This is a genomic window from Microbacterium sp. P2_F9 (assembly GCF_056403635.1).
On sequence record NZ_JBFUFC010000031.1, the window covers coordinates 1 to 20,344 of the forward strand.

A 20,344-nucleotide genomic window follows, 5' to 3' on the forward strand; every position below is an offset into this window, starting at 1 on the left:
CGGGGCGACCGCGACGGCTTCGGGGTGGGCGATCGACCCCGACACGTCATCGCCGATCAAGGTGCACGTCTACGTCGACTCCGTCGGCGTGGCTTACACCGCCGACGTGTTGCGCGCCGATGTCGGCAACGCATACCCCGGGTCGGGCAGCCAGCATGGATTCATCGTCACCATCCCGATGACCGTCGGCACACATCACGTGTGCGTCTATGCGATCAACTCAGGTGCGGGTGGGCACACCCCGCTCGGCTGCCGGGACGCCACGATTCCGTAGCCGCGCATCGAGGAGCATCACATCCTCGACAGGTACTCCTCGAGCGCGCGGGTCTGATCGTCGATCTGGAATCCGGTCGCTGTGATCTTTGCCACATCCAGGACACTGTTGCGGGGGCGCGGAGCGACGACGGCGGGAGCCGAACTGAAGTACTCCTCGGTGCTCACGCCGTGGACTCGATCTTCATCGTGGCCGGTCAGACGGAAGACCGATTTCGCGATGTCGAGCCAGGTCAACGGCTCGCCGATGTTGGTGACGTTGTACGTCCCGCTTGCTGCTCGGGACGCGATCAGATGCCTGATCGCCTCGGCGATCGTCGTCGTGAACGTGAGACGGCCGACCTGATCGTCGACGACGTTCGGGTTCACTCCGCGCTCTGCCAAGGTGGCCATCGTGCGGACGAAGTTGCGTCCCTCGCCGATCACCCAACTGGTGCGCACAATGTAGTGCCGCGGAACAGTGGAGACGATCGCATCTGCGGCAGCTTTGGTCTGTCCGTAGACGCCCAAAGGTGTTGGTGGCTCGTCCTCGGTGTACGAGCCGATTCGTGACCCGTCGAAGACGTAGTCGCTGGAGACGTGGACGAGAGTGATCCCGAATTCCGTGGCGATGCCCGCAAGCCGGGCGACGCCGGTGACGTTCGACGCCCACGCCTCGGTCCGCCCGGGCGCCTCCTCGGCTGCGTCGACCGCCGTGTAAGCCGCCGCATTGATGATCGTGTCGTAATCTCGCCAGCGTCGCGCGCCGCGCACATCGGGGTCGGAGAGGTCAAGAGACTGCCGATCCGCGAACTCCACCGAGTCGTCCGCAGCGAAGGCCTGCCGCAAGGCGCGGCCGAGCTGCCCGTTCGCCCCGACTACGAGGGACTTCCGCGGGCGCATCGGCGTGACGTCTGCGAGACGTGGGTGCKCGAGGTCCTTGGGCGAGATCTCGACCTCGGTAAGGGGGATCGGCCAGTCGATGGCGGCGGACTCGTCTCCCAGATTGAGGAAGGTGTAGGTGGCCTCAGCCGACCAGTGGTCGTTGACGAGATAGACGTAGGCGGTGTCCGGGTCGAGGGTCTGATAGGCGTTGCCCACCCCTCGCGGCACGAAGATTGCGCGGGACGGGTCGAGTTCTGTGGTGAACACCGCGCCGAAAGTCGGTCCTTCACGAAGGTCCACCCAGGCGCCGAAGATCCGGCCCGCGGCCACCGAGACGAACTTGTCCCAAGGCTCTGCGTGGATGCCGCGCGTGGTTCCGACCTCGTCGTTGAAGGAGATGTTGTTCTGAACCGGCCCGAAGTCAGGCAGCCCCGCCGTCGTCATCTTCTCGCGCTGCCAGTTCTCCTTGAACCAGCCGCGGTTGTCGCCGTGAACAGGCAGGTCCCACACCACGAGGCCGGGAATCGGCGTCGAGGTCGCGGCAAGAGCCTTGCCGTACTCCGTCATCACTGACCCTTCGACGCGTAGAACGCCTCGGTGGCGTCCTTCGCCGGTGCCCACCAGGCTTCATTCGCGCGGTACCAGTCGATGGTGGCGGCAAGTCCGGCCGCGAAGTCCTGGTAGACCGGTCGCCACCCGAGTTCGCGGCGAAGCCGGCTGGAGTCGATGGCGTAACGCATGTCGTGCCCCGCCCGGTCGGTCACGTGGTCGTAGGCGTCGCGCGGATGCCCCATCATCTCGAGGATCAGCTCGACGACGTCCTTGTTGCTTTCTTCGCCGTCGGCGCCGATGAGGTACGTCTCTCCGATGACGCCCTTCCCGAGGATCGTGAGCACTGCTGACGAGTGATCGTCGGCATGGATCCAGTCCCGAACGTTCTCGCCCTTGCCGTAGAGCTTCGGACGGATGCCGCGGATGACATTCGTGATCTGGCGCGGAATGAACTTCTCGACGTGCTGGTAGGGCCCGTAATTATTCGAGCAGTTGGAGATCGTCGCGCGTACCCCGAACGACCGCACCCACGCCCGCACCAGAAGGTCGGAGCCGGCCTTGGTGGACGAGTAGGGCGATGACGGGTTGTAGGGGGTTGTTTCCGTGAAGCGCTGCGGGTCATCGAGCTCGAGGTCGCCATAGACCTCGTCGGTGGAGATGTGATGGAAGCGGATGCCGTAGCGGCGGGCGGCCTCGAGAAGCGTGTATGTCCCGATGATGTTCGTATCGAGGAACGGCCGCGGGTCGTGGAGCGAGTTGTCGTTGTGCGACTCCGCCGCGTAGTGAACCACGGCATCTGCGTCACGGAACAAGCCATCGACGACTTCAGCGTCGGTGATGTCGCCCTGCACGAAGGTGAGCCGGTCGCCTGGCAGGCCGTCGAGCGAGGCGCGGTTGCCGGCGTAGGTGAGTTTGTCGAGGACGGTTACGTGATCGTTAGTGTTGGCGATGACGTGGTGGACGAAGTTGGAGCCGATGAAGCCGGCACCCCCGGTGACGAGGAGTCTGCGCATCCTGCCAGGATAACCGGCGTCGCGGCGATGATCCGAACGCCGGCGAAGGACGATCAGCGTCGCAAGAGGTGACGCAGTCGTCGCGCAGCCCTCACCAGCGGAATGCGGTACAGGCGCTCCATCTGCTGGGCCATCTCGTCACGTTGGCTGGCGGCGGTGTCGACGCGTATCCGCATCTCGGCCACGAGTGCGTCGAGCTCGGCCACGTGACGCCGTTCAAGGTCGAGGTCGTCAGTGGCCTTCCGCTTCTCGATTTCGAGTCGCTGGAGTCGCGCCTCGAGTGGTCGCAGACGAGCCATGAGGCTTCGATCGGATTCGGCCTCGGCCTTCGGAATCGGATTGTCCGGGACGGGTGAAGGGTGCAACTCCATGATCCGCCGGTCTAAGACGAACCATCCCTTGCGCACTCCCTCATGAAGCTCTTCCGCAGACGGGTGGCGGGCGGTGTACGCGGCCGAGAGTATGCCGTCCTGGAGTCGCCGATAGTCGCGCATCCCGTGGTGGTTGGCACTCGGCCGCAGGTGTGGAGACGCGTCGTAGGCCCTTCCCGCGTTGTCGACCTTGTGGGCGAACTGCGCGAACGAACGCCAGGGGAAGTGGTACACGACGAGGCCGCGACCGGCCTCGAGTGGACGGGTCTGAACGACGTTGACGAAGTGGTTCCCCTGCGCGACGACGACGTCCTCGCTCGGCACGAAGGCGACGTCAGGTGTCGCGTGAGCGTGGATGCCGAGTTCACGCATGATGTCGTCCGGTCGCTCGTCGCGATAGATGAGGCGCTGCAGGCCTGTGCCGGATTGCGCCGGTTCACCTGTCATGTCGAAGACGGGCACGGGGAATGCGCCGATCGCCGGATCGATCCTGGCCAGTTCCTCCCCGAGCGTCGATTCGCGATCGACCGACATCCAGAACTCGTCCGCGTCCGCGTTGAGCACCCACTGCGCACCTCGGCGCGCGGCCTCGCGCGACATGTGCGTGACGACTTCGTGCTGCTGCTTCAGATGACGTGCGTCGTGCGACAGTTCGATCTTGCCGGCATCCGCGAACGACTCGAGGATCTCCGCCGTCCCATCCACAGACCCGTTGTCTGTGACCAGGAAGAGATCGACGCCCTGATCGAGGTGATGCTGGATCATGGCACCGACGATGTCCGCTTCGTCGCGGACCATCATTGTCATGGCGATCATGGAGTGCTTTCGTCGTGCGCAGTGTGTGCCGTCGGTGCGCGGGCGCACCAGCGGCGGCGAGGTCGCTGTCAACGATAGTCCGAGCGGATCTCGTCGACCGCCAGCATCGCCTTCCCCACCCGAACGCCGAGTCATGGGGTCGACCTAGACTCGAAACCATGCTGGAGAGAGTAATGAAGCGTGGCGCGCGGGGCGTTGCAAGGATCGTGGACGGCGTTGCCAGGCGATTGGGAGAGGTCGCGATCTTCCTTCGACTCGGTCCTCGAGACTATGCGCACCACCGTGAGTCGCGGGATGTGTCGCGCTCTCGTCGGGGCGCCACGTTCGCCAACGGTGTCACGACCACTTTCACACCCGAGCGGGCTGCGGGGTGGCACCGGGTCCATTGGAAACGTGTGGTGATCGTGGTGCACGGAGCGCCGCGACCCGAGCTCGGCGATTGGCTGGTCCGCGTGAGCGCGGTGTTGCGAGCTCGAGTCGTGCTCGCGCCGGAGCTTGCGACCGCCGCTTCCTCTGTGCATGGCAAGTCGTGCACGATTGCCGACGGTCAGGGCGGCGCGCCGATCGTGGACCTCGCGAGCATTCTCGATTGGATGCACAGGGAGTGCCGGCGCTGGGATCTCGTGCTCATCGACACTCGGCATCCGCTTCCCGAAGCCAACGCCATCATCGAGCTTCAGCATGCCGCCCACGAGTACCATCACGACCACGAGATCGGCTTCGTCACTCCCGCGTACGGCGCGCCGGAGGGCATTGCCGCCGGCTATCAGGTCGATCGCCGCACGGCGAGTGTCGTGCCTGCACTTCCCGGAGCACGAGACTACGGCGCGCAGCGCATTCCCAGGTACGCGCTCACGGGCGCGGCGCACGGCTTCTATGCGACATCGACTGCCATCGACCGTGTCGACATTGCTGGAAGGCACCTCGCAGGTCTGAGCCTGGATGCCCAAGTGGGACGCATGATCCGGAAAGGATGGGCGGGAAACTTCCGCACCCTGTGCTTGAGCAGCACGGTCTTCCGGGTCGGGTGGCTTCCGAGCCTCGAGATCGGTGGGGAGCAGCGTCGATGGATCCTCGAGCGGAAGGTCTCAACGGACGACGGCACCAAGAGGATCATCTTCGTACTCAATGCAACATCCATCAGCGGCGGCATCCGTGCCGTGTTCGAAATCGCCAACGGACTGGCAGAGCGTGGATTCGACGTCGCCATCTGGTCGCTCCAGGGTGCGCCGACCTGGTTCGATCTGCACGTTCCGGTCGTCACCTATCGCACCTATGAGGACCTTCTTCTCTCCCTGCGCAACGAGGACGCGATAAAGGTGGCCACGTGGTGGGAGACAGCTGAGATCGTATGGCTCGCCTCCGTCAGTCATGGCATCCCGGTCTACCTCATCCAGGAGTTCGAGACCTGGTTCTACCCCGACGACCGCGTGGCGCAGTCGGCTGTCGTGGCGAGTTACCGGCTTGAGTTCGCCAGTCTCACAGAGGCGAGCTACCAGCAGCAGGAGCTCGCAGAAGTGGGGGTCGCCGCGACTATGATTCCGCACGGCTACGACAGCTCGGTCTTCCGCGTACTGCCGGGATGGGAGCGCGACGCCGACACCCTGCTCGCTCTCGGGCGGTCGTTCTTCCAGAAGAACTTCGCCATGACCGAGCGAGCGTGGCGCCGGCTGGGTGACAGCCGACCAAAGCTGCAGCTGTTCGGGACGGAGCCGGGCATTCTCCTCGACGATCATGTCGCCTACCGGACGAGACCTCGGGACTCCGAGGTCAACGAGCTGTACAACAGCGCCACCGTGTTCGTGCAGACGTCCCGGCACGAGGGGTTCTGCCTCCCTATCCTCGAGGCGATGGCCGCAGGATGCCCGGTCATCGCCACGGACTCGCACGGGAATCGGGGCTTCTGCCGGGACGGCGAGAACTGCATCATCGTGGCTCAGGATGATGACGAGGCCCTTGCGGCCGCGATCGCCCGGTTGCTGGGCGACCCGGCCGAACAGGCCCGCCTCTCGGCTGCCGGCGTCGCGACGGCGGCGCAGTACGCATGGCCCGTGGTTCTCGACGTCGTCGCGGAGTTCTACGACTCTCTTGTGATGGCCGGGTCAGCGGGCGCGGCCCTTGCGGAGGCGGCGGTAGGCGCCACCGACGAATGACCGCGACGCGGCCTCGCGAAGACGGCCGCGTCGCGCCGGTCCCGACCGGTGAGCTGCGGCTGGAACGTCCCTTGGGACCAGTCGGGTATCCCACTCGGAGACGACCGCTTTGAGCTGAGCGGTGGTCTGGGACCAGCGCCACGCATCCCGAATCCTCACCACGCGCTGTCGCACGGCATCCCTGCGTGCCGGCTCCGACATAGCGGCGATCGCCTGCTTCATGCCCTCGACATCGGCGGGGGCGACGACCTCGCCGAGTTCGTGCTCCTCGATGTACTCCGCGAACCAGTCCCCGCGCGTGACGATGCTCGGAAGCTTCGCCCAGAAGTGATCCAGGATCCGCGTGCGGAACGCGTAGCGGGTCTCGAACGACTCCTTGTGGGCGTAGAGGGCGACGTCTGCATCGAGGAGGTAGTCGGCGCGGCGGTCGGCCGGCACCCACCCGTCGATGAAGTGCACCCCCTTGCCGAGGACGCCGAGGTCGGCAGCGAGGGACTCCGCGCGCTCCACGGTCTTCGGCTTCCCGATCGCCGCATTGGGGTGGGTCGTTCCATAGAAGACGAGGTGGATGTCGGACCGCGCCTGCCGCAGCTCCGCGACAGCCCGGATCGGCGTCTCGGCATCGAACCAGTCCCAGATCCCTCCCGCCCAGATCAGCACGAGATCGTCGGGCCCGATCCCTGTCCGGCCGCGGATGCCGTGATCCGACGCGACAGGGTCGCCATCCTCCATGCCGAAGGGGAGCAGCCCGATGACATCTTCGGGACGACGACCGCGCAGTTCGCCCGGAAGCAGCGCATCCGCGGAGAGTGCATATCCGATCCAGAGGTCGCGCTGCCGGTCGTTCGACGTCACGAAGTAGCTGCCGGCACGCATGCAGAATCGGAAGAACGCGAGCACCCCCCGGAAGACGTCATCCATCTCCGGTTGGGTGTCGAATCCTCCGATCCGCTCGGCGCCGATCGCCTCCGCAGGAAGCGCGTTGTAGAGGTCGAAGACGAACCGGCATCCGGCGGCCGCACCCCGACGGACGACCTCTTCATCGATGAGCTGGCAGAACGCGATGTCGTGCGCGCACACGATCTCGATGAGCTGGTCCCGACCCTGATACGAGGCGATCGCGAATCCGCGTCCTTGCAGCGACTCCGTCTCACTGCCTTCGATCCCCACGGCGAGAGTCACGTCCGCAACAGTGGCCATCTGCTCGGCGATCTTGACGAACCGGATGCCCGGACCCGCCATGTGCGCGCCGACGACGTCTGCGGCGACGATGACCATACGCGGTCGGCGAGGCTTGGGAGGAGGAGTCGATACCATGGGGCGTCCGGGTTTCTTTGAGGGGATTGCGTCCAGTGTCAGACCTTTTCAGACGCGTCGCCCGATCCGCGACGGCGAAGCTTCCCGCACAGTGGCAGGATCGGATCCGATCGGCGCGAAGCAGACGTCTCTATCCTCTCAACACCCGAGGGATCTCCGCGAACCCCGACATGACAGCGTGGTTCGCCGCGAACGGGCGCCCCGTGAGCATCGTCATACCGAGCTATAACGACGTGCCCCTCCTGACGGAGGCCCTTGCGAGCATCGAGGCAACGTGCGCCGCAGTCGATTACGAGGTGGTGATCGTCGATGACTACATCGATCCCGAGGTCGCGCGACAGCTCAAGGCGTTCGAGAACGATCGGGTCCGCGTCATCCTGAAGGATCGTCGACTGGGATTCGCCGGCACCGTGAACGTCGGCATGCAGGAGGCCCAGCATGACATCGTGCTGCTGAACAGCGACATCATCGCGAAGCCCGGCTGGCTCGAGGCGCTGCAGTTCAGCGCATACGCGATCGACCCTGCGATCGGAATGGTGAGTCCGAAGCTCGTCTACCCCGACGGGCGGATCCAGTACGGCGGCACCTACTACGCGCGAATCCTCGCGCCGCAGTGGTTCGGACATCTGCACGTCGGGGCCGCCGCGACGAAGGCCTCCGCGAATGTCCCCGGCTACAACCGCTCGATCTCCGGCGCGTGCGTCTACGTCACACGGGATGCGTTCGAGACGGTCGGCCTCCTCGACGACGAGTTCTGGCTCGGCTTCGAGGATGTCGACTACGGCCTTCGCGCCTGGGAACGCGGCGTCCGCTGCTACTACCAGCCCTCCGCGATGCTGATCCATCACGAGTCGGCGTCGCGCGGGTATAGCCAGGGACAGCGGGAGCTCGCGTCCATGCGCCGGTTCTGGCGCCGTTGGGAGGACCAGTACCTCGCACGACGGCTGCCAGACGATGCCCCGGTCGACTTCGTCGTGGGTCCCGCCTCGGACCGGCTCTGGCGGTCGTATGTCTCGGACCTCGTCGACGCGCTGCGCGCAGAGGGCCGCGATGTGCGGCTGACGGCGGTCCCTTCCGACTCGACCGAGGAATCGGTGGTGGCCGAACTCGCGGCACGCACAGGCATCGTGATCGCGTGTGATCGGACTGTCGCGGAGACGGTATGGCTCGCGACGGTGCACGGCGGGTTGCCGGTGTATCTGCTGCCCGCGGTGGAGAGCGTCTGGCATCCCGACGATCACGCGCTCCAGTCCCGGATCATCGCGGGCTATCGGCCCGAGTTCGACTACATCGCGCCCAACCGGTGGACGGCGGCGCAGCTGCAGGCCGAGGCGGCGTGGGAAGTCCGGCGGCGCRTTCCGCCGGCGACGGCCCCCGCACCGCTCTCGGACACGGCCGAGCGGAACGTCGTGACGATCGGCGCCCACTCGGCCGCTCGGGCTGCTTTGGACGAGGTGTGCACCGAAACAGGTTTCGCGTCCATCCACTTCGACGCGGCGCCGGACCTCGCTGAGGTCGCGACCCATCGTCCCCGTGCGGTGGTGCTCTTCGCCGAGCAGCAGTCCAGCCTCTTGCCGTTCGCGCTCATGTCGCTCGGTGGCGTGTACCTCGCTCCTGTGGACACCCGGCTCGGGCACGAAGTGCTCGACGGCTACAACTCGCTCCTGTTCGCGCCGGCCGACCTGGATCAGCTGCAGCGATCGCTTCGCGACGTGATCCTCGACGACGACGTCTGGTCAGAACTTCGCAGCAACGGCCATGCATCGGCATCCCGCGCGGCCGCGGCCGCCGTACGCGGGATCATCGACGCGCTCGCCGACTTCGCCCAAGCTCCGGTGTGACCCTGACCCCTCGGTTTGGGGGCGTTGCCCGCATCAGGGAGACTGGATTGCATGCGTGGCATAATTCTCGCGGGCGGCACGGGGTCGCGACTGCATCCCATCACCCAGGGCATCTCGAAGCAGCTGGTTCCCGTGTACGACAAGCCGATGATCTACTACCCGCTGTCGACCCTTCTCCTGGCGGGCATCCGCGATGTCCTGATCATCACCACGCCCCAGGACTCGGATCAGTTTCAGCGCCTCCTGGGCGACGGTTCGCGCTTCGGCGTCTCGATCACCTATAAGCAGCAGCCGTCGCCGGATGGGTTGGCGCAGGCGTTCATCCTCGGCGAGGATCACATCGGCGGGGACTCGGTCGCACTCGTCCTGGGAGACAACATCTTCTATGGGCAGGGCATGGGCACGCGGCTGAGGCAGTACGGCGATCTGTCTGGCGGCGTGGTGTTCGGCTACTGGGTGGATGATCCGACGGCCTACGGCGTCGTCGAGTTCGACTCTGAGGGCCGGGTCGTCTCCTTGGAGGAGAAGCCGCTCGCGCCCAAGAGCAACTACGCCGTGCCCGGACTCTACTTCTACGACAACGAGGTCGTAGAGATCGCCAAGAACCTCGCGCCGTCTCCGCGCGGCGAACTGGAGATCACCGACGTCAACCTGGAGTACCTGCGGCGAGACGCGCTCCACGTTGAGCTGCTTCCGCGGGGGACTGCGTGGCTGGACACGGGCACGTTCGACTCTCTTGCCGAGGCGACGGACTTCATCCGCACGGTGGAGAAGCGGCAGGGTCTGTCGATCGGGTGCCCGGAAGAGGTGGCGTGGCGCATGGGCTTCCTGACGGACGACGAGCTCAGCGAGCGTGCAGAGCCACTGGTCAAGAGCGGCTACGGCCGCTATCTGCTGAAGGCGATCGAGCAGGGGCGGCGCTGAGCGGTGGCAGCTGCCGAGGAGGTCGCGCCGGCCCCCGCCGAGTTCCCTGACGGAGGCCGCCGGCTGTTCGTCTATGCCGTATGGGATCGTCGGGGGGGCATCGATGACTACGTGCCCTACGCGCTCGCCGGGATGCGGGCTGACGCCGCGCACATCCTCGTCGTCGTCAACGGGACGCTCAGCGAAGAAGGCCGAGCGCGGCTGGAACCCGTTTCCGACGAGATCCTCGTGCGTGACAACACGGGCTATGACATCTGGGCGCACAAGGCGGCCCTCGAGCACATCGGCGACGGAATCTCCGAGTTCGACGAGATCGTCCTCACCAACGACACGTGGTTCGGACCGGTCCGACCCTACGGCCMCGTGCTTGAGCGGATGGCTTCACGGCGTATCGACTTCTGGGGCCTGACCGATCGCTCCAGGGAGGAGCAGAAACCGGTTACGGGCAAGGGCGTGGTGCACCGCCATCTTCAGACCTTCTGGATCGCCGTCCGCCGGAGCATGTTCCTCTCGGATGCATGGCGCGCGTACTGGCGCGACCTGCCGGAAATGCCGGACTACGTCGACACCGTCCTCAAACATGAGGCGGTGTTCACCGACCACTTCGTGATGTACGGCTTCCGCCAGGACGTCGCCTTCCCGTCGGCGGAATATCCGACGGACGACCCCGCGGTGTTCAACCCCGACCTCCTACTGGCCGACGGCTGTCCGGTGCTGAGGCGCCGTCCGTTCTTCCGCTATCCACCGTTCCTCGACCGGCATGCGGTCATCGGCCGGCAGATCGCTGAGGAGGTCGAGGCCTACGGCTACCCGGTGGCCGTGATCTGGCAGAATCTCGCACGGAATGTCGCCCCGAAGATCTTGAATGCGGATGCCGGGATGCTCGAGGTCCTGCCGCAGGTGGACTTATCGAGCGGAGCGGCGGAGCCGCTGCGCATCGTGGCCATCCTGCACATCTTCTACCCGGAGATGACCGACGAGATGCTCGATCGTGTCGACATGCTTCCGACTCCGTATGACCTCGTGGTGACCACCCCCGACTCCGACCGCGCGAAGAAGATCGCAGAGTTCGTCGCCCTTCGTCCGCGAGACGGCAGGAGTGTCGACATCCGTGTGGTCGAGTCGAACGCTGGGCGGGACCAGAGTGCTTTCCTGATCGGATGCCGCGACATCCTCCTCGACGGTGGATATGACCTCGTCGTGAAGCTCCACTCGAAGAAGACGCCGCAGGACGGGTTCAACGTCGGACGCCACTTCAAGGACCAGCAGTTTCGCAATCTGCTCGACAGTGCCGGCTACACTGCGAATCTTGTCGGACTGTTTCAGCGTGAGCCAGGGCTGGGGCTCGTCTTTCCCCCGATGATCCATATCGGGTATCCCACCATGGGGCGTGCATGGTGGGCGAACAAGCCAGGAGCTGAAGCGCTCTGTGCCGAGCTTGGCATCCGCGTGCCGCTCGATGACGTGTCGCCGCTCGCGCCGTATGGCTCCATGTTCGTCGCGCGCCCCGAGGCGCTGCGGCTGCTCGTCGAGCACGAATGGCGATATGCGGAGTTCGGCGGCGTCGACGCCTACAGCGACGGCGGTCTCGCGCACATTCTCGAGCGCCTCCCGTCGTACGCCGCAGGCGAGGAGGGGTTTCACACGCGAACGGTGGCTACCGCCGAGTACATGTCGATCAGCCACACGATGATGGAGTACAAGCTCGATCAGCTGTCGTCGACGCTCCCCGGCGACACACTGGAGGCGATCCACTACCTCCGCGGCGTGGGACAGGTGGGCCGTGGACGGGTGATCGACTTCGCGCGCATGTACATACGTCTCCATCATCCGGGCGTCGGCGCGGCCGTCCGGCGGTTCGCCGGGCGGGAGACCATGGTGGGACGGGTGATGGCGCCATTGCTGCGAGGGCGGCGGCCATCGCCGGGGAGGCCGCAGTGAACGACGCAAATCACCCGATGGCCACGCGGGCGGCAGGTGTCGTTCTGGCCTACAACCCCGATCCCGAGATCCTCGAGAACGTCAGCTTGCTGCGTCTTCAAGTCGATCGCGTCTATGTCGTCGACAACTCTCCGGGGGGATCGCCGCGCACGCTGCTGGCGGGACTCGAAACGGACCAGGCTGTCACCGTGCTGCCGCAGGGCGGCAACGTAGGTGTGGCAGCGGGCTTCAACGCGGGAATGCGTGCTGCGCTCGCCGACGGCTACGAAGACGTGTGGATCTTCGATCAGGACAGCACGGTCACCGAGGGCATGCTCGAGACGCTGCGCGCCGCGCGCGCGCGATTCGGCGATCATGCCGGAGTCGTCGGACCTGCCCTTCGTTCGCGCGCCACAGGTGTCGTCTACGCACGTGAATCGGGAGAAGGCTCGCTGCAGACGGATGTCGTCATCAGTTCGGGATCGCTCTTCTCACGAACCTTGCTCGAGCGGATCGGCCTCCACGATGAACCGCTGTTCATTGACTACGTGGACCACGACATCTGTCTCAGGGCGAGGAGGAACGGCTTCCGAAACCTCAAGGTGTTCGAAGCGATTCTCGACCACAGCTTCGGAGACGCGGAGCCGGTGCACTTGTTCGGCCGCCGCGTCTACTTGGCGAACTACTCGACGCTGCGCCATTTCTATGCTGCGCGCAATCGCGTCATTGTGACCCGTCGATATGGGTTCGGCCGCTGGTTCTGGGAGGACCTGTGGTTCACCGCCAAGGCATGGGTGAAGGTGGTGCTGCTGGAGCCGCAGCGATGGTCAAACATCCGGGCCGCATCCAGAGGTGTGTGGGCGGGGCTGCGCTACAACGTCAGAGCCTGACGGCACGCGCTTGAGGCGCTTCTGACTCCGCCGATTCCACAGGAGCGGAGTGAACGGTCCCTGCGCGCCACACCTCGATACAGAGAAGTGTGAGCGCCGCCGCAAACGCGAGCGACCCGACGACCCACACGAAACCCGCGGACGGGACATTCGCCCACCACCACTCAGCGTTCGAACCCGGGTCGATGGCCGGATCGTCGATACCGGTCGTGTAGCGGCGGAGGTTCGTGTGGAGTGCGATGGCAGCCGCGCCCGCGAGCATCGCGGCGGCGATGGCGATACGCGGACCGCGCCACCAGCGCCAGGTTCTGGGCGCCGCGGACGCGACACCCAGCAGAAGGATGAGCAGAGGGAGGATGTATCGCGGCTGTATCTGTACTCCGACGACCGCATTCGAAAGCGCGAGCAGGACGAAGGGGATGAGCCAAAGAGCGCCGGCTGTGACGGCGAGCGCGATCCAGCGTCGGAGAGATACCGAGCGGAGGCCGATGAATAGCACGGCAGCGGCCACCGCCAATGAGAAGAAGCTCACCACAGAGGGCATCACGGTATCGAGCCAGCCCAGCCCCCAGCCGCCCAGTGCGCCCGCCCACAAGTTCGGAATATTGAGGAGGTTCGAGGCGTGTTGGCCAATCGTGAGGGGAGTGGTGAAGCCCTTCAGTCCGGACACCAGGGCATCCCCTTGACTCGCGGTGAGATAGAACGCGAGCGATGTCACGCACACACCGAGCGCAACGAGAGCGGGGGCGAGAAGAGCCCTGTCACGTCGGGCGCTCAAGATAGCGACGACGACGACCGCGAGGATCGTATACGCAGCAGCATCGGCCCGGGCCCCGGCGCCGATGAGGGCGCCGACGACTGTCATCGCCAAGAGGACCCATCGGCGTCTCCCGGTCGACTGGGTCGCGCCGTAAAGCGAGATCCACACGGTCACGGCTGAGATGTATGCCCACGAGGAAGGGTTTACCGAGGGAATGATGAATAGCCCGAGCGGGACGCTCGCCGCCACCGACGCCGCGATCGGCGCCGCGCGGAGGCGGCGGGGGAGCGTCCAGATGACAGCCGTGATGAATCCGACCGCGAGCACCGCGTTGAAGGTTCGCATGAGCAGGACGGATGTCTGCAGGTCTTTGGAGGCGAAGAGGGCCATCGTGCCGTAGAAGATCGGCGGGTACTGACCGGTGTTGATGCGCTCTGTCTCGACGAGTGTCGCTACTGATGGGTCCCAGCAGTCGCCACTCTGATCGGGGTGGCGGGCAAAGCACTGGGCATTGGTGAGCGGAGCGGGAACGAGTCGGCTCTCATCGTTGTCGGTCGCTTCGCACAATCCGGATCGTTCGCCCAGACCGCACCAGATCGACGGCAGGTGATAATCGTCATCGGGGCTCGCTCCGACGGGGGATGCGAACCCCCAGGAGATGAGGGTCAGCAGGAACAGGACTGGAATTGCAATCCAGGCGATTCGCCGGCCGGAGGCCGTCTTCGGGAGGGTCACCCCTAGATCCTAATCGGGGGTTCGCCGCACGCATCACGAGACTCCACAGCCTGCCGAACCATGTCTTCGCCTCGTCCCCGCAGATGCGCCGTCGCCTGCCCGTGCGTGGGGCGAAGGGATGTCCGCGGTAGGCTTTGCTGGTGTCCGCCGCCGCCTCAGATCGGGTCCTTGTGATCGTCCCCGCCTGGAACGAGGCCGAGAACGTGGGCAACACGATTCGCGAGATCCTCAAATGTGACGAGCCATATGACGTCGTCGTCGTCGACGACGGCTCGACCGACCGGACCAGCGCCGTGGCGAGTGAAGCGGGAGCTAGGTTGCTCCCGCTTGCGTTCAACATGGGCGTGGGCGGAGCGATGCGCACCGGGTTCACTTACGCGCAACGTCATGGTTACCAGCGCGCGATCCAGGTAGACGCGGATGGCCAGCATAATCCGGAGGACATCGCCCTTGTGCTGAGCGGACTCGAGACCGCCGACATCTCCATCGGCGCCCGCTTCGCCGACGTCGGCGACTATGCCGTGCGCGGGCCTCGTCGCTGGGCGATGATCTTTCTGGCGAGCGTCGTGAGCCGCGTAGCCCAGAGCCGGCTCACCGACGTCACAAGTGGTTTCCGCGCCGCCAACAGTCGAGCGATCGAGCAGTACGTGCGCTATTACCCGGCCGAGTACCTCGGCGACACAGTCGACTCCCTTGTCAGCGCTCTCCATTCCGGGCTGACCGTCGTGCAGGTGCCGGTCGCCATGCGCGAGCGCGTTCATGGCCGACCGAGTCAGAATCCCTTCGGAGCGACGATCTATCTGCTGCGCTCCGTCTTCGCGCTCTCGCTCGCTCTCCTGCGCGGATCCCGCAGGCCGACGGAGGCCCGCGCATGATCGCTTTCGCCGGCATCGTCTTCGCTCTTATCGTGCTCGCGATCATCCTTTCGCTGTTGCTGCGGCGAAGACTGCGCGAGAAATACGCGGTGCTGTGGATCGTGATCGGGATCGTGATCCTGATCCTGGCGCTGTTCCCCGCACTTCTCGTCGGGCTGTCGAAGATCCTCGGCATCGAGGTGCCGTCGAATCTCATCTTCTCGCTCGCGATCGTGCTCCTCGTCGGCGTGACACTGCATCTCTCATGGGAGCTTTCGCAGGCGGAAGACGAGGTCCGCCGTGTGGCAGAGGATGTCGCGATCCTGCGCGCCGACCTCGAGGATCTGAGAGCGGCTGCTTCGGCAGCATCGGCGCGCCGGTTCTCGGAGGACGACTCTGGCAGGGCGGATCCGGCAGCTGGCGCGGGTGACAACGACCGCAGTTGAGCCGCCCCGGCACGGAAGGTAGCGGTCGTATAGCTACAGCCGCGGCGATCCGTGCTCGCCAGGAACTCTAGCCGAGGACGGTGTCGGCGACGGTCTGCGGGAATGGAATCTGCGGTGACCACCCCAGCGCGTCGCGCAGCCGGGAGGAATCCCCGGCGATTCGCGCCGGATCTGTAGCCCGGATGCGTGCCGAGTCGACTTCGATCGCGGGTTGCCGGATCTCCAGTGCCAGGCACACCTGCGCCAGGACCTCGAGACCGGTGCGCGGGGTGCCCGACGCGACGTTGTAGACGCTGTGCTCGACCGCGTCGGCGGTGGCGAGGGCGAGGTAGGCCCGCGCGACGTCGCGTACGTCGGTGTAGTCGCGCGCCGTCGAGAGGTTCCCGACGTGGAGACGCTCCCCGGTCTCGAGCGCGCGGAGCTGCCTCAGAAGATCAGGCACCAGGAAACCCGGCCCCTGACCGGGGCCGATGTGATTGAACGGCCGCKCGACGACGGTGTCGAGACCACGTGCACGGTAGTAGGCGAACTGGTTCTCGACGAGGATCTTGCTGACGACGTATGGCGAGGTGAACGCCACCTGATCGCCCTCGGCACGGAGGKGTTTCTCATCGTTCTGCGCGTACACCGCACCGGTGCTGATGCCGACGATTCGCGCTGACGAACCCTGCGCAAGTCTCGCCTCGCACAGATTCGTGACCATCGCGCTGTTACCGGCGATGTAGTCCTGCGGACGGTCGAACGATGGACCGACGGCGGCGAGACCGGCGAGGTGGATGACGGCGGCATCGTCGGGCGCCGCTGAGGGCCACACCTCACGGAGATCGGCGCTCGCGTAGCCGGTGAGGTGCTGGTCGAGGTCGCGGTCCACCGTCTGCGTGCRCGAGATGCCGAAGACCTCGAAGCCGGCCTGCGCGGCGATGCGTGCCACGTGTCGTCCGACGAAGCCGTCGACCCCCGTGACGATGAGGCCCGATGTCATACGGTCGCGCGCGATGCCGCCGCGGCGCTCAGGTCGTGTTCGACCATGAGCTTCACGAGACCCGGGAAGTCGACCTCGCGCTTCCAGCCGAGCACCTGTTCCGCCTTCGTGGGGTYGCCGAGGAGGATGTCGACCTCGGCGGGGCGCATGAACGCGGGGTTCTGCACGACGTACGGGCGCCAGTCGTCGATGCCGATCTCAGCGAATGCGAGGGTCAAGAACTCCTCGATCGAGTGGGTCTCGCCGGTCGCGAGGACGAAGTCGTCCGGGACGTCGTGCTGCAGCATCCGCCACATGCCGTCGACGAAGTCGCCGGCGTAGCCCCAGTCGCGCTTGGGCCACAGGTCGCCGAGCTCGATGTTGGGCTGCAGGCCAAGTTTGATGCGGGCGACCGCGTGGGTGATCTTGCGGGTCACGAACTCGATCCCGCGCCGTTCGCCCTCGTGGTTGAAGAGGATGCCGCACGAGACGAACATGCCGTAGCTCTCGCGATAGTTCTTGGCGATCCAGTGACCGTAGAGCTTGGCGACGCCGTAGGGGCTCCGCGGGTGGAAGAGCGAGTCCTCGTTGTAGCCCGCACCCGGACGGTTGTAGTCGAGACCTCCGAACATCTCCGACGTGGAAGCCTGATAGACCCGTGTCGTCTGTTCGCGTCCCGTCACCCGCACGGCCTCGAGCACGTTCAGGACGCCCTTCGCCGTGACATCGGCGGTGAGGGTCGGGTTCTTGAACGAGTAGCCGACATGGCTCACCGCGGCGAGGTTGTAGAGCTCATGGGGGTCGGACGCCTCTACCGCACGGATGAGAGAAGTCGGATCGATCAGATCGCCCTCGATGAGGGTGACCCAGGGGAATTCCGCCTCGACTTCGGAGCGACGGGGGTTGGCCTGTCCGCGGATGAGGCCGAATACCTCGTAGCCCTTGTCGTGGAGCTGCTTTGCGAGATGCCCGCCGTCCTGTCCGGTGATGCCGGTGATGAGTGCGCGCGGCGCGTCAGCCATTTATTGCCTCCAGTAGACGTACTTGACATCCTATTTGAGGGCTCTGGGCGGCGCGAATCCCGATCCACCTCATGGCCCGTTGGCCCGATCACTCGTCAGAGCGGCTAGATAGGACGCTGCTCGCTCAGGGTTCGCATCGACTCCCGTGTCTTGCGGACGAGGAGGACCGTCGCGCAGGCCTCCGTGAGGGCATAGCCGATCGCTGCACCGACGGGTCCGATCACGAGGGCGAGAACGACCATGACGGGGAGCCCGACGGYGGTGCCGACGAGTGTCGCGCGCATGACGGCATGTGCATGACCAGCCGGGAACAGCACGAGGCGAGTCATGGCGGTGCGCACCGAGAATAGCGCGAACGAGATTCCCAGCGCGATGAGCACAGGAGTGGTCGCCTGCGCGTCATCGCCGAAGAGCAGCAGGCTCACCGGTGCTCCGAGGATGGCAAGCACCAGGCAGCCGAGGACCCCGAAGAAGCCGTGCGCGAGGAGCGAATTGCGAAGACGCGTTCGCCGGTGTGCACCGTGAACCTCGGCGATCCAAGCCTGGAGTGCGTTGGCGAGGGTGATGGGCAGGATCTGACCGAGTTTGAGCATCTTGTCCGCGGAGGCGAATCCCGCCGCGTCAGCGGGCGATGCCGTCACGATCACGAGCGGAGTCGGGACGGTCGAATATCCGCCCAGAACGGCGTCATTCAAGGCCACCGGCGCCCCGGATCGGAAGAGTCGGCGGAGTTCCGCGCGTCGTGGCCACGGCGCCGGGTGCTTTCGCAGGACGCGCAGCGTGAACAACCCCGTGCCCACGAGGGTCACAGCGATACCGCTCAGCGGGTAGAGCTCGACGAACCCAAGGCTGGCGATCGCCAGCGCTGCCGCGGCAGCCGTCAGGAGGCGGGGGAGGGAGTCGTACACCACGATCGAACGCGGATCGCCCACCCCCGCGGAGAACCAGGTGAAGGTGAGGGCGATCATCGCGCCCTGAAGGCCCATCAGCACTGACAGCCACTCGGATCCGGGGGCGGCGATGAGCCAGCAGACCGCGGCCATGATCGGGAGCGCGATCGCGCAGATGAGCAGTCGGACGATCAGGGACGCCCGATAGACCCGCCCGCGCTCGCGATCGTCGTGCGCGATGGCGACCAAGGCGGGACCGATCGAGGTCCATCCGTAGGCGATCGCGATCGAGGCCATGGTGCCCACGGACTCGCCCGCCATCGCACTAGCCCAGCCAGATGGCCCAGCAAGGCGAGAGACGACGGGTAGTACCAGCAGTGGCGAGACGGCGGCGATTGCGGGAACGAGCGTGAATCCGACGAGGCGCCGCCAGAGCGGGGATGCCATGGGACTCCGATCGCCGCCGCGGGGAACCTCAGCCACGGCGACCATCCTGCCAGGCATGACCCAGCAACACGCTGGGGTCAGCTGTCGACGCCATGTGCCCGCTCAGACATCGGCGAGGACGGAGGCGAAGACTGCCGCAGTAGAGGCGGCGGACCGATCCCAGGTGAACTGCTCCGACCAGAGCCGCCCCGCGACGACACGTTCATCATCCGGTGCTGCTGCGAGCGCTCCGGAGATCGCCTCGGCAAGCACGATCGGGTTCAGCGCATCCGCGTACAGCGAAGCGTCCCCCCCGACTTCGCGGAGAACCGGAATGTCATTCGCGAGAACGCGGCACCCGCGCCGCATGGCGTCGATGACCGGCAGTCCGAACCCTTCGGCCGTAGACGGGCAGACGTAGAGGGATGCGACCCCATAAAGAGACTCCAGCTGACCCGTCGTGACCCATCCGAGGAGGACCACGTCACGATCCAGCCCCAGTTCCGCGACCAGTGCGACGAGCGGATCATCGGCTCCACCGCCCGTCACGACAGTCAGCGGCCGTTCCTCGGCGGGGAGCTGGGCGACCGCGCGGATCAGGCCTTCGAAGTTCTTGTGCGGGAGCCGGTTGCCGGTGCTCAAGACGATCGGCCGGTCAGCCCCGACACCGAGGGCGGCCAGCTGGCTCCAGGGATCGCTGGGCGCAGCCGGTTCGTTCGTGCCATGTGGGACGATCCTGATGCTGTCGCGCGGGATGCCCATGTGCCTTGCGACGTTGTCGGCCGCAGCCTCGGAGCCGGAGATGACGGCATCCGCGGTTCGCGCCGTCCGACCCATCAGCCAGGCGGTGATGCGCCGCACTGCGGACGTGATCACGGAGCCTCCGCCTTCGTGATACGTCGCGTCATGGACGGTCGATACGCGTCGTCGCCCTCGGACGATCGGCCCCATGTTCGCCGGAGTCCACACCAGATCGGCGCCGAGTCGACGCGCGATCAGGTCGGCGGCGAACACCTCGCCGGCTGCCCAGGAAACACGGTCCGATCCGACCCACCGCACGACGTGCACTGCGCCAGGGAAGAAGTTCCGCACGCGGTCAGCGCCGGCGCGACCCGTCACTGCGACGAACGCACCATCCGGCATCGCAGCGGGCAACCGGCGGCAGATCTCCCGCGCGTAGGTCTCTGTTCCGCCGCGCGACCCTGTGAAGCCGAGCAGGTCGATGAGGATTCGATGGGTCACGCGTGCTCCTCTCAAAGACAACAGTCGCCCATCGTAACGGACGGGCGCTGAGGAAACCCTCGACGAGATGGGGA

Annotated in this window: 16 protein-coding genes and 1 pseudogene; 8 read left to right on the forward strand and 9 right to left on the reverse strand. The window is 65.8% G+C overall.

Annotated elements, in window-relative coordinates:
- Positions 1-274: pseudogene (locus AC1DVT_RS05265) on the forward strand (hypothetical protein); the annotation flags it as partial.
- A gap of 17 nt (positions 275-291) precedes the next feature.
- Here the strand turns inward: AC1DVT_RS05265 and AC1DVT_RS05270 are convergent.
- Genes AC1DVT_RS05270 through AC1DVT_RS05280 form a run of 3 tightly spaced genes read right to left on the reverse strand, consistent with a single transcriptional unit; the run spans position 292 to position 3,889 of the window.
- Positions 292-1,704, reverse strand: a complete 1,413-nt coding sequence (locus tag AC1DVT_RS05270) for a sugar nucleotide-binding protein (protein WP_477387122.1) — start codon at positions 1,702-1,704, stop codon at positions 292-294.
- Positions 1,704-2,702 (reverse strand): dTDP-glucose 4,6-dehydratase, encoded by a 999-nt coding sequence (rfbB, locus tag AC1DVT_RS05275; RefSeq protein ID WP_477387124.1) that lies wholly within the window; start codon positions 2,700-2,702, stop codon positions 1,704-1,706. Before rfbB ends, AC1DVT_RS05270 begins: the two co-directional genes overlap by 1 nt.
- 53 nt (positions 2,703-2,755) lie before the next feature.
- Positions 2,756-3,889 carry a glycosyltransferase family 2 protein gene (locus AC1DVT_RS05280; RefSeq protein WP_477387126.1) on the reverse strand — a complete coding sequence of 378 codons (1,134 nt, stop codon included), beginning with the start codon at positions 3,887-3,889 and terminating at the stop codon, positions 2,756-2,758.
- Between the two features lie 398 nt (positions 3,890-4,287).
- Here AC1DVT_RS05280 and AC1DVT_RS05285 point away from each other — a divergent pair, with 398 nt between their 5' ends.
- A complete protein-coding gene (locus AC1DVT_RS05285) occupies positions 4,288-6,042 on the forward strand; it encodes a glycosyltransferase family 4 protein (protein WP_477387128.1) in 1,755 nt (584 codons plus the stop codon).
- Here the strand turns inward: AC1DVT_RS05285 and AC1DVT_RS05290 are convergent.
- On the reverse strand, positions 5,992-7,320 hold the full coding sequence (locus tag AC1DVT_RS05290) for a glycosyltransferase (RefSeq protein WP_477387130.1): 1,329 nt from the start codon (positions 7,318-7,320) through the stop codon (positions 5,992-5,994). The two genes, AC1DVT_RS05285 and AC1DVT_RS05290, sit on opposite strands and share 51 nt — an antisense overlap.
- Positions 7,321-7,562: 242 nt before the next feature.
- Between AC1DVT_RS05290 and AC1DVT_RS05295 the strand changes: the two genes are divergently transcribed.
- From AC1DVT_RS05295 to AC1DVT_RS05310, 4 genes are read left to right on the forward strand one after another with little or no spacing between them, the layout of a single operon-like run.
- The gene (locus AC1DVT_RS05295) at positions 7,563-9,200 is read left to right on the forward strand and encodes a glycosyltransferase family 2 protein (protein ID WP_477387132.1); all 1,638 of its coding nucleotides are present in this window, start codon (positions 7,563-7,565) and stop codon (positions 9,198-9,200) included.
- A 51-nt stretch (positions 9,201-9,251) separates the two neighbouring features.
- Entirely contained in the window at positions 9,252-10,124 is an 873-nt protein-coding gene (rfbA, locus tag AC1DVT_RS05300; protein WP_477387134.1) for a glucose-1-phosphate thymidylyltransferase RfbA, read from the forward strand.
- 3 nt (positions 10,125-10,127) lie between these two features.
- On the forward strand, positions 10,128-12,065 hold the full coding sequence (locus AC1DVT_RS05305; RefSeq protein WP_477387136.1) for a rhamnan synthesis F family protein: 1,938 nt from the start codon (positions 10,128-10,130) through the stop codon (positions 12,063-12,065).
- Positions 12,062-12,934: a glycosyltransferase family 2 protein gene (locus AC1DVT_RS05310; RefSeq protein ID WP_477387138.1), complete on the forward strand. Its 873-nt coding sequence runs from the start codon at positions 12,062-12,064 to the stop codon at positions 12,932-12,934. Before AC1DVT_RS05305 ends, AC1DVT_RS05310 begins: the two co-directional genes overlap by 4 nt.
- Here AC1DVT_RS05310 and AC1DVT_RS05315 read toward each other — a convergent pair.
- Positions 12,924-14,429 (reverse strand): DUF2142 domain-containing protein, encoded by a 1,506-nt coding sequence (locus AC1DVT_RS05315; RefSeq protein WP_477387140.1) that lies wholly within the window; start codon positions 14,427-14,429, stop codon positions 12,924-12,926. The genes AC1DVT_RS05310 and AC1DVT_RS05315 overlap by 11 nt on opposite strands.
- Before the next feature lie 140 nt (positions 14,430-14,569).
- On the opposite strand from AC1DVT_RS05315, the gene AC1DVT_RS05320 reads away from it, so the two are divergent.
- Positions 14,570-15,304, forward strand: a complete 735-nt coding sequence (locus AC1DVT_RS05320; RefSeq protein WP_477387142.1) for a glycosyltransferase family 2 protein — start codon at positions 14,570-14,572, stop codon at positions 15,302-15,304.
- Positions 15,301-15,729: a DUF2304 domain-containing protein gene (locus AC1DVT_RS05325; RefSeq protein ID WP_477387144.1), complete on the forward strand. Its 429-nt coding sequence runs from the start codon at positions 15,301-15,303 to the stop codon at positions 15,727-15,729. Before AC1DVT_RS05320 ends, AC1DVT_RS05325 begins: the two co-directional genes overlap by 4 nt.
- Before the next feature lie 67 nt (positions 15,730-15,796).
- Here the strand turns inward: AC1DVT_RS05325 and AC1DVT_RS05330 are convergent, their stop codons facing one another.
- The 4 genes from AC1DVT_RS05330 to AC1DVT_RS05345 all read right to left on the reverse strand — a co-directional run bounded on the left by AC1DVT_RS05330 (position 15,797) and on the right by AC1DVT_RS05345 (position 20,270).
- The gene (locus tag AC1DVT_RS05330) at positions 15,797-16,711 is read right to left on the reverse strand and encodes an NAD-dependent epimerase/dehydratase family protein (protein WP_477387146.1); all 915 of its coding nucleotides are present in this window, start codon (positions 16,709-16,711) and stop codon (positions 15,797-15,799) included.
- Entirely contained in the window at positions 16,708-17,712 is a 1,005-nt protein-coding gene (locus AC1DVT_RS05335; RefSeq protein WP_477387148.1) for a GDP-mannose 4,6-dehydratase, read from the reverse strand. The genes AC1DVT_RS05330 and AC1DVT_RS05335 overlap by 4 nt, the downstream gene beginning before the upstream one ends.
- Before the next feature lie 104 nt (positions 17,713-17,816).
- Complete coding sequence (locus AC1DVT_RS05340) at positions 17,817-18,923, reverse strand: lipopolysaccharide biosynthesis protein (protein ID WP_477387150.1); 1,107 nt, start codon at positions 18,921-18,923, stop codon at positions 17,817-17,819.
- A 228-nt stretch (positions 18,924-19,151) separates the two neighbouring features.
- Positions 19,152-20,270, reverse strand: a complete 1,119-nt coding sequence (locus AC1DVT_RS05345) for a glycosyltransferase family 4 protein (protein ID WP_477387152.1) — start codon at positions 20,268-20,270, stop codon at positions 19,152-19,154.
- Positions 20,271-20,344 lie beyond the last annotated feature (74 nt).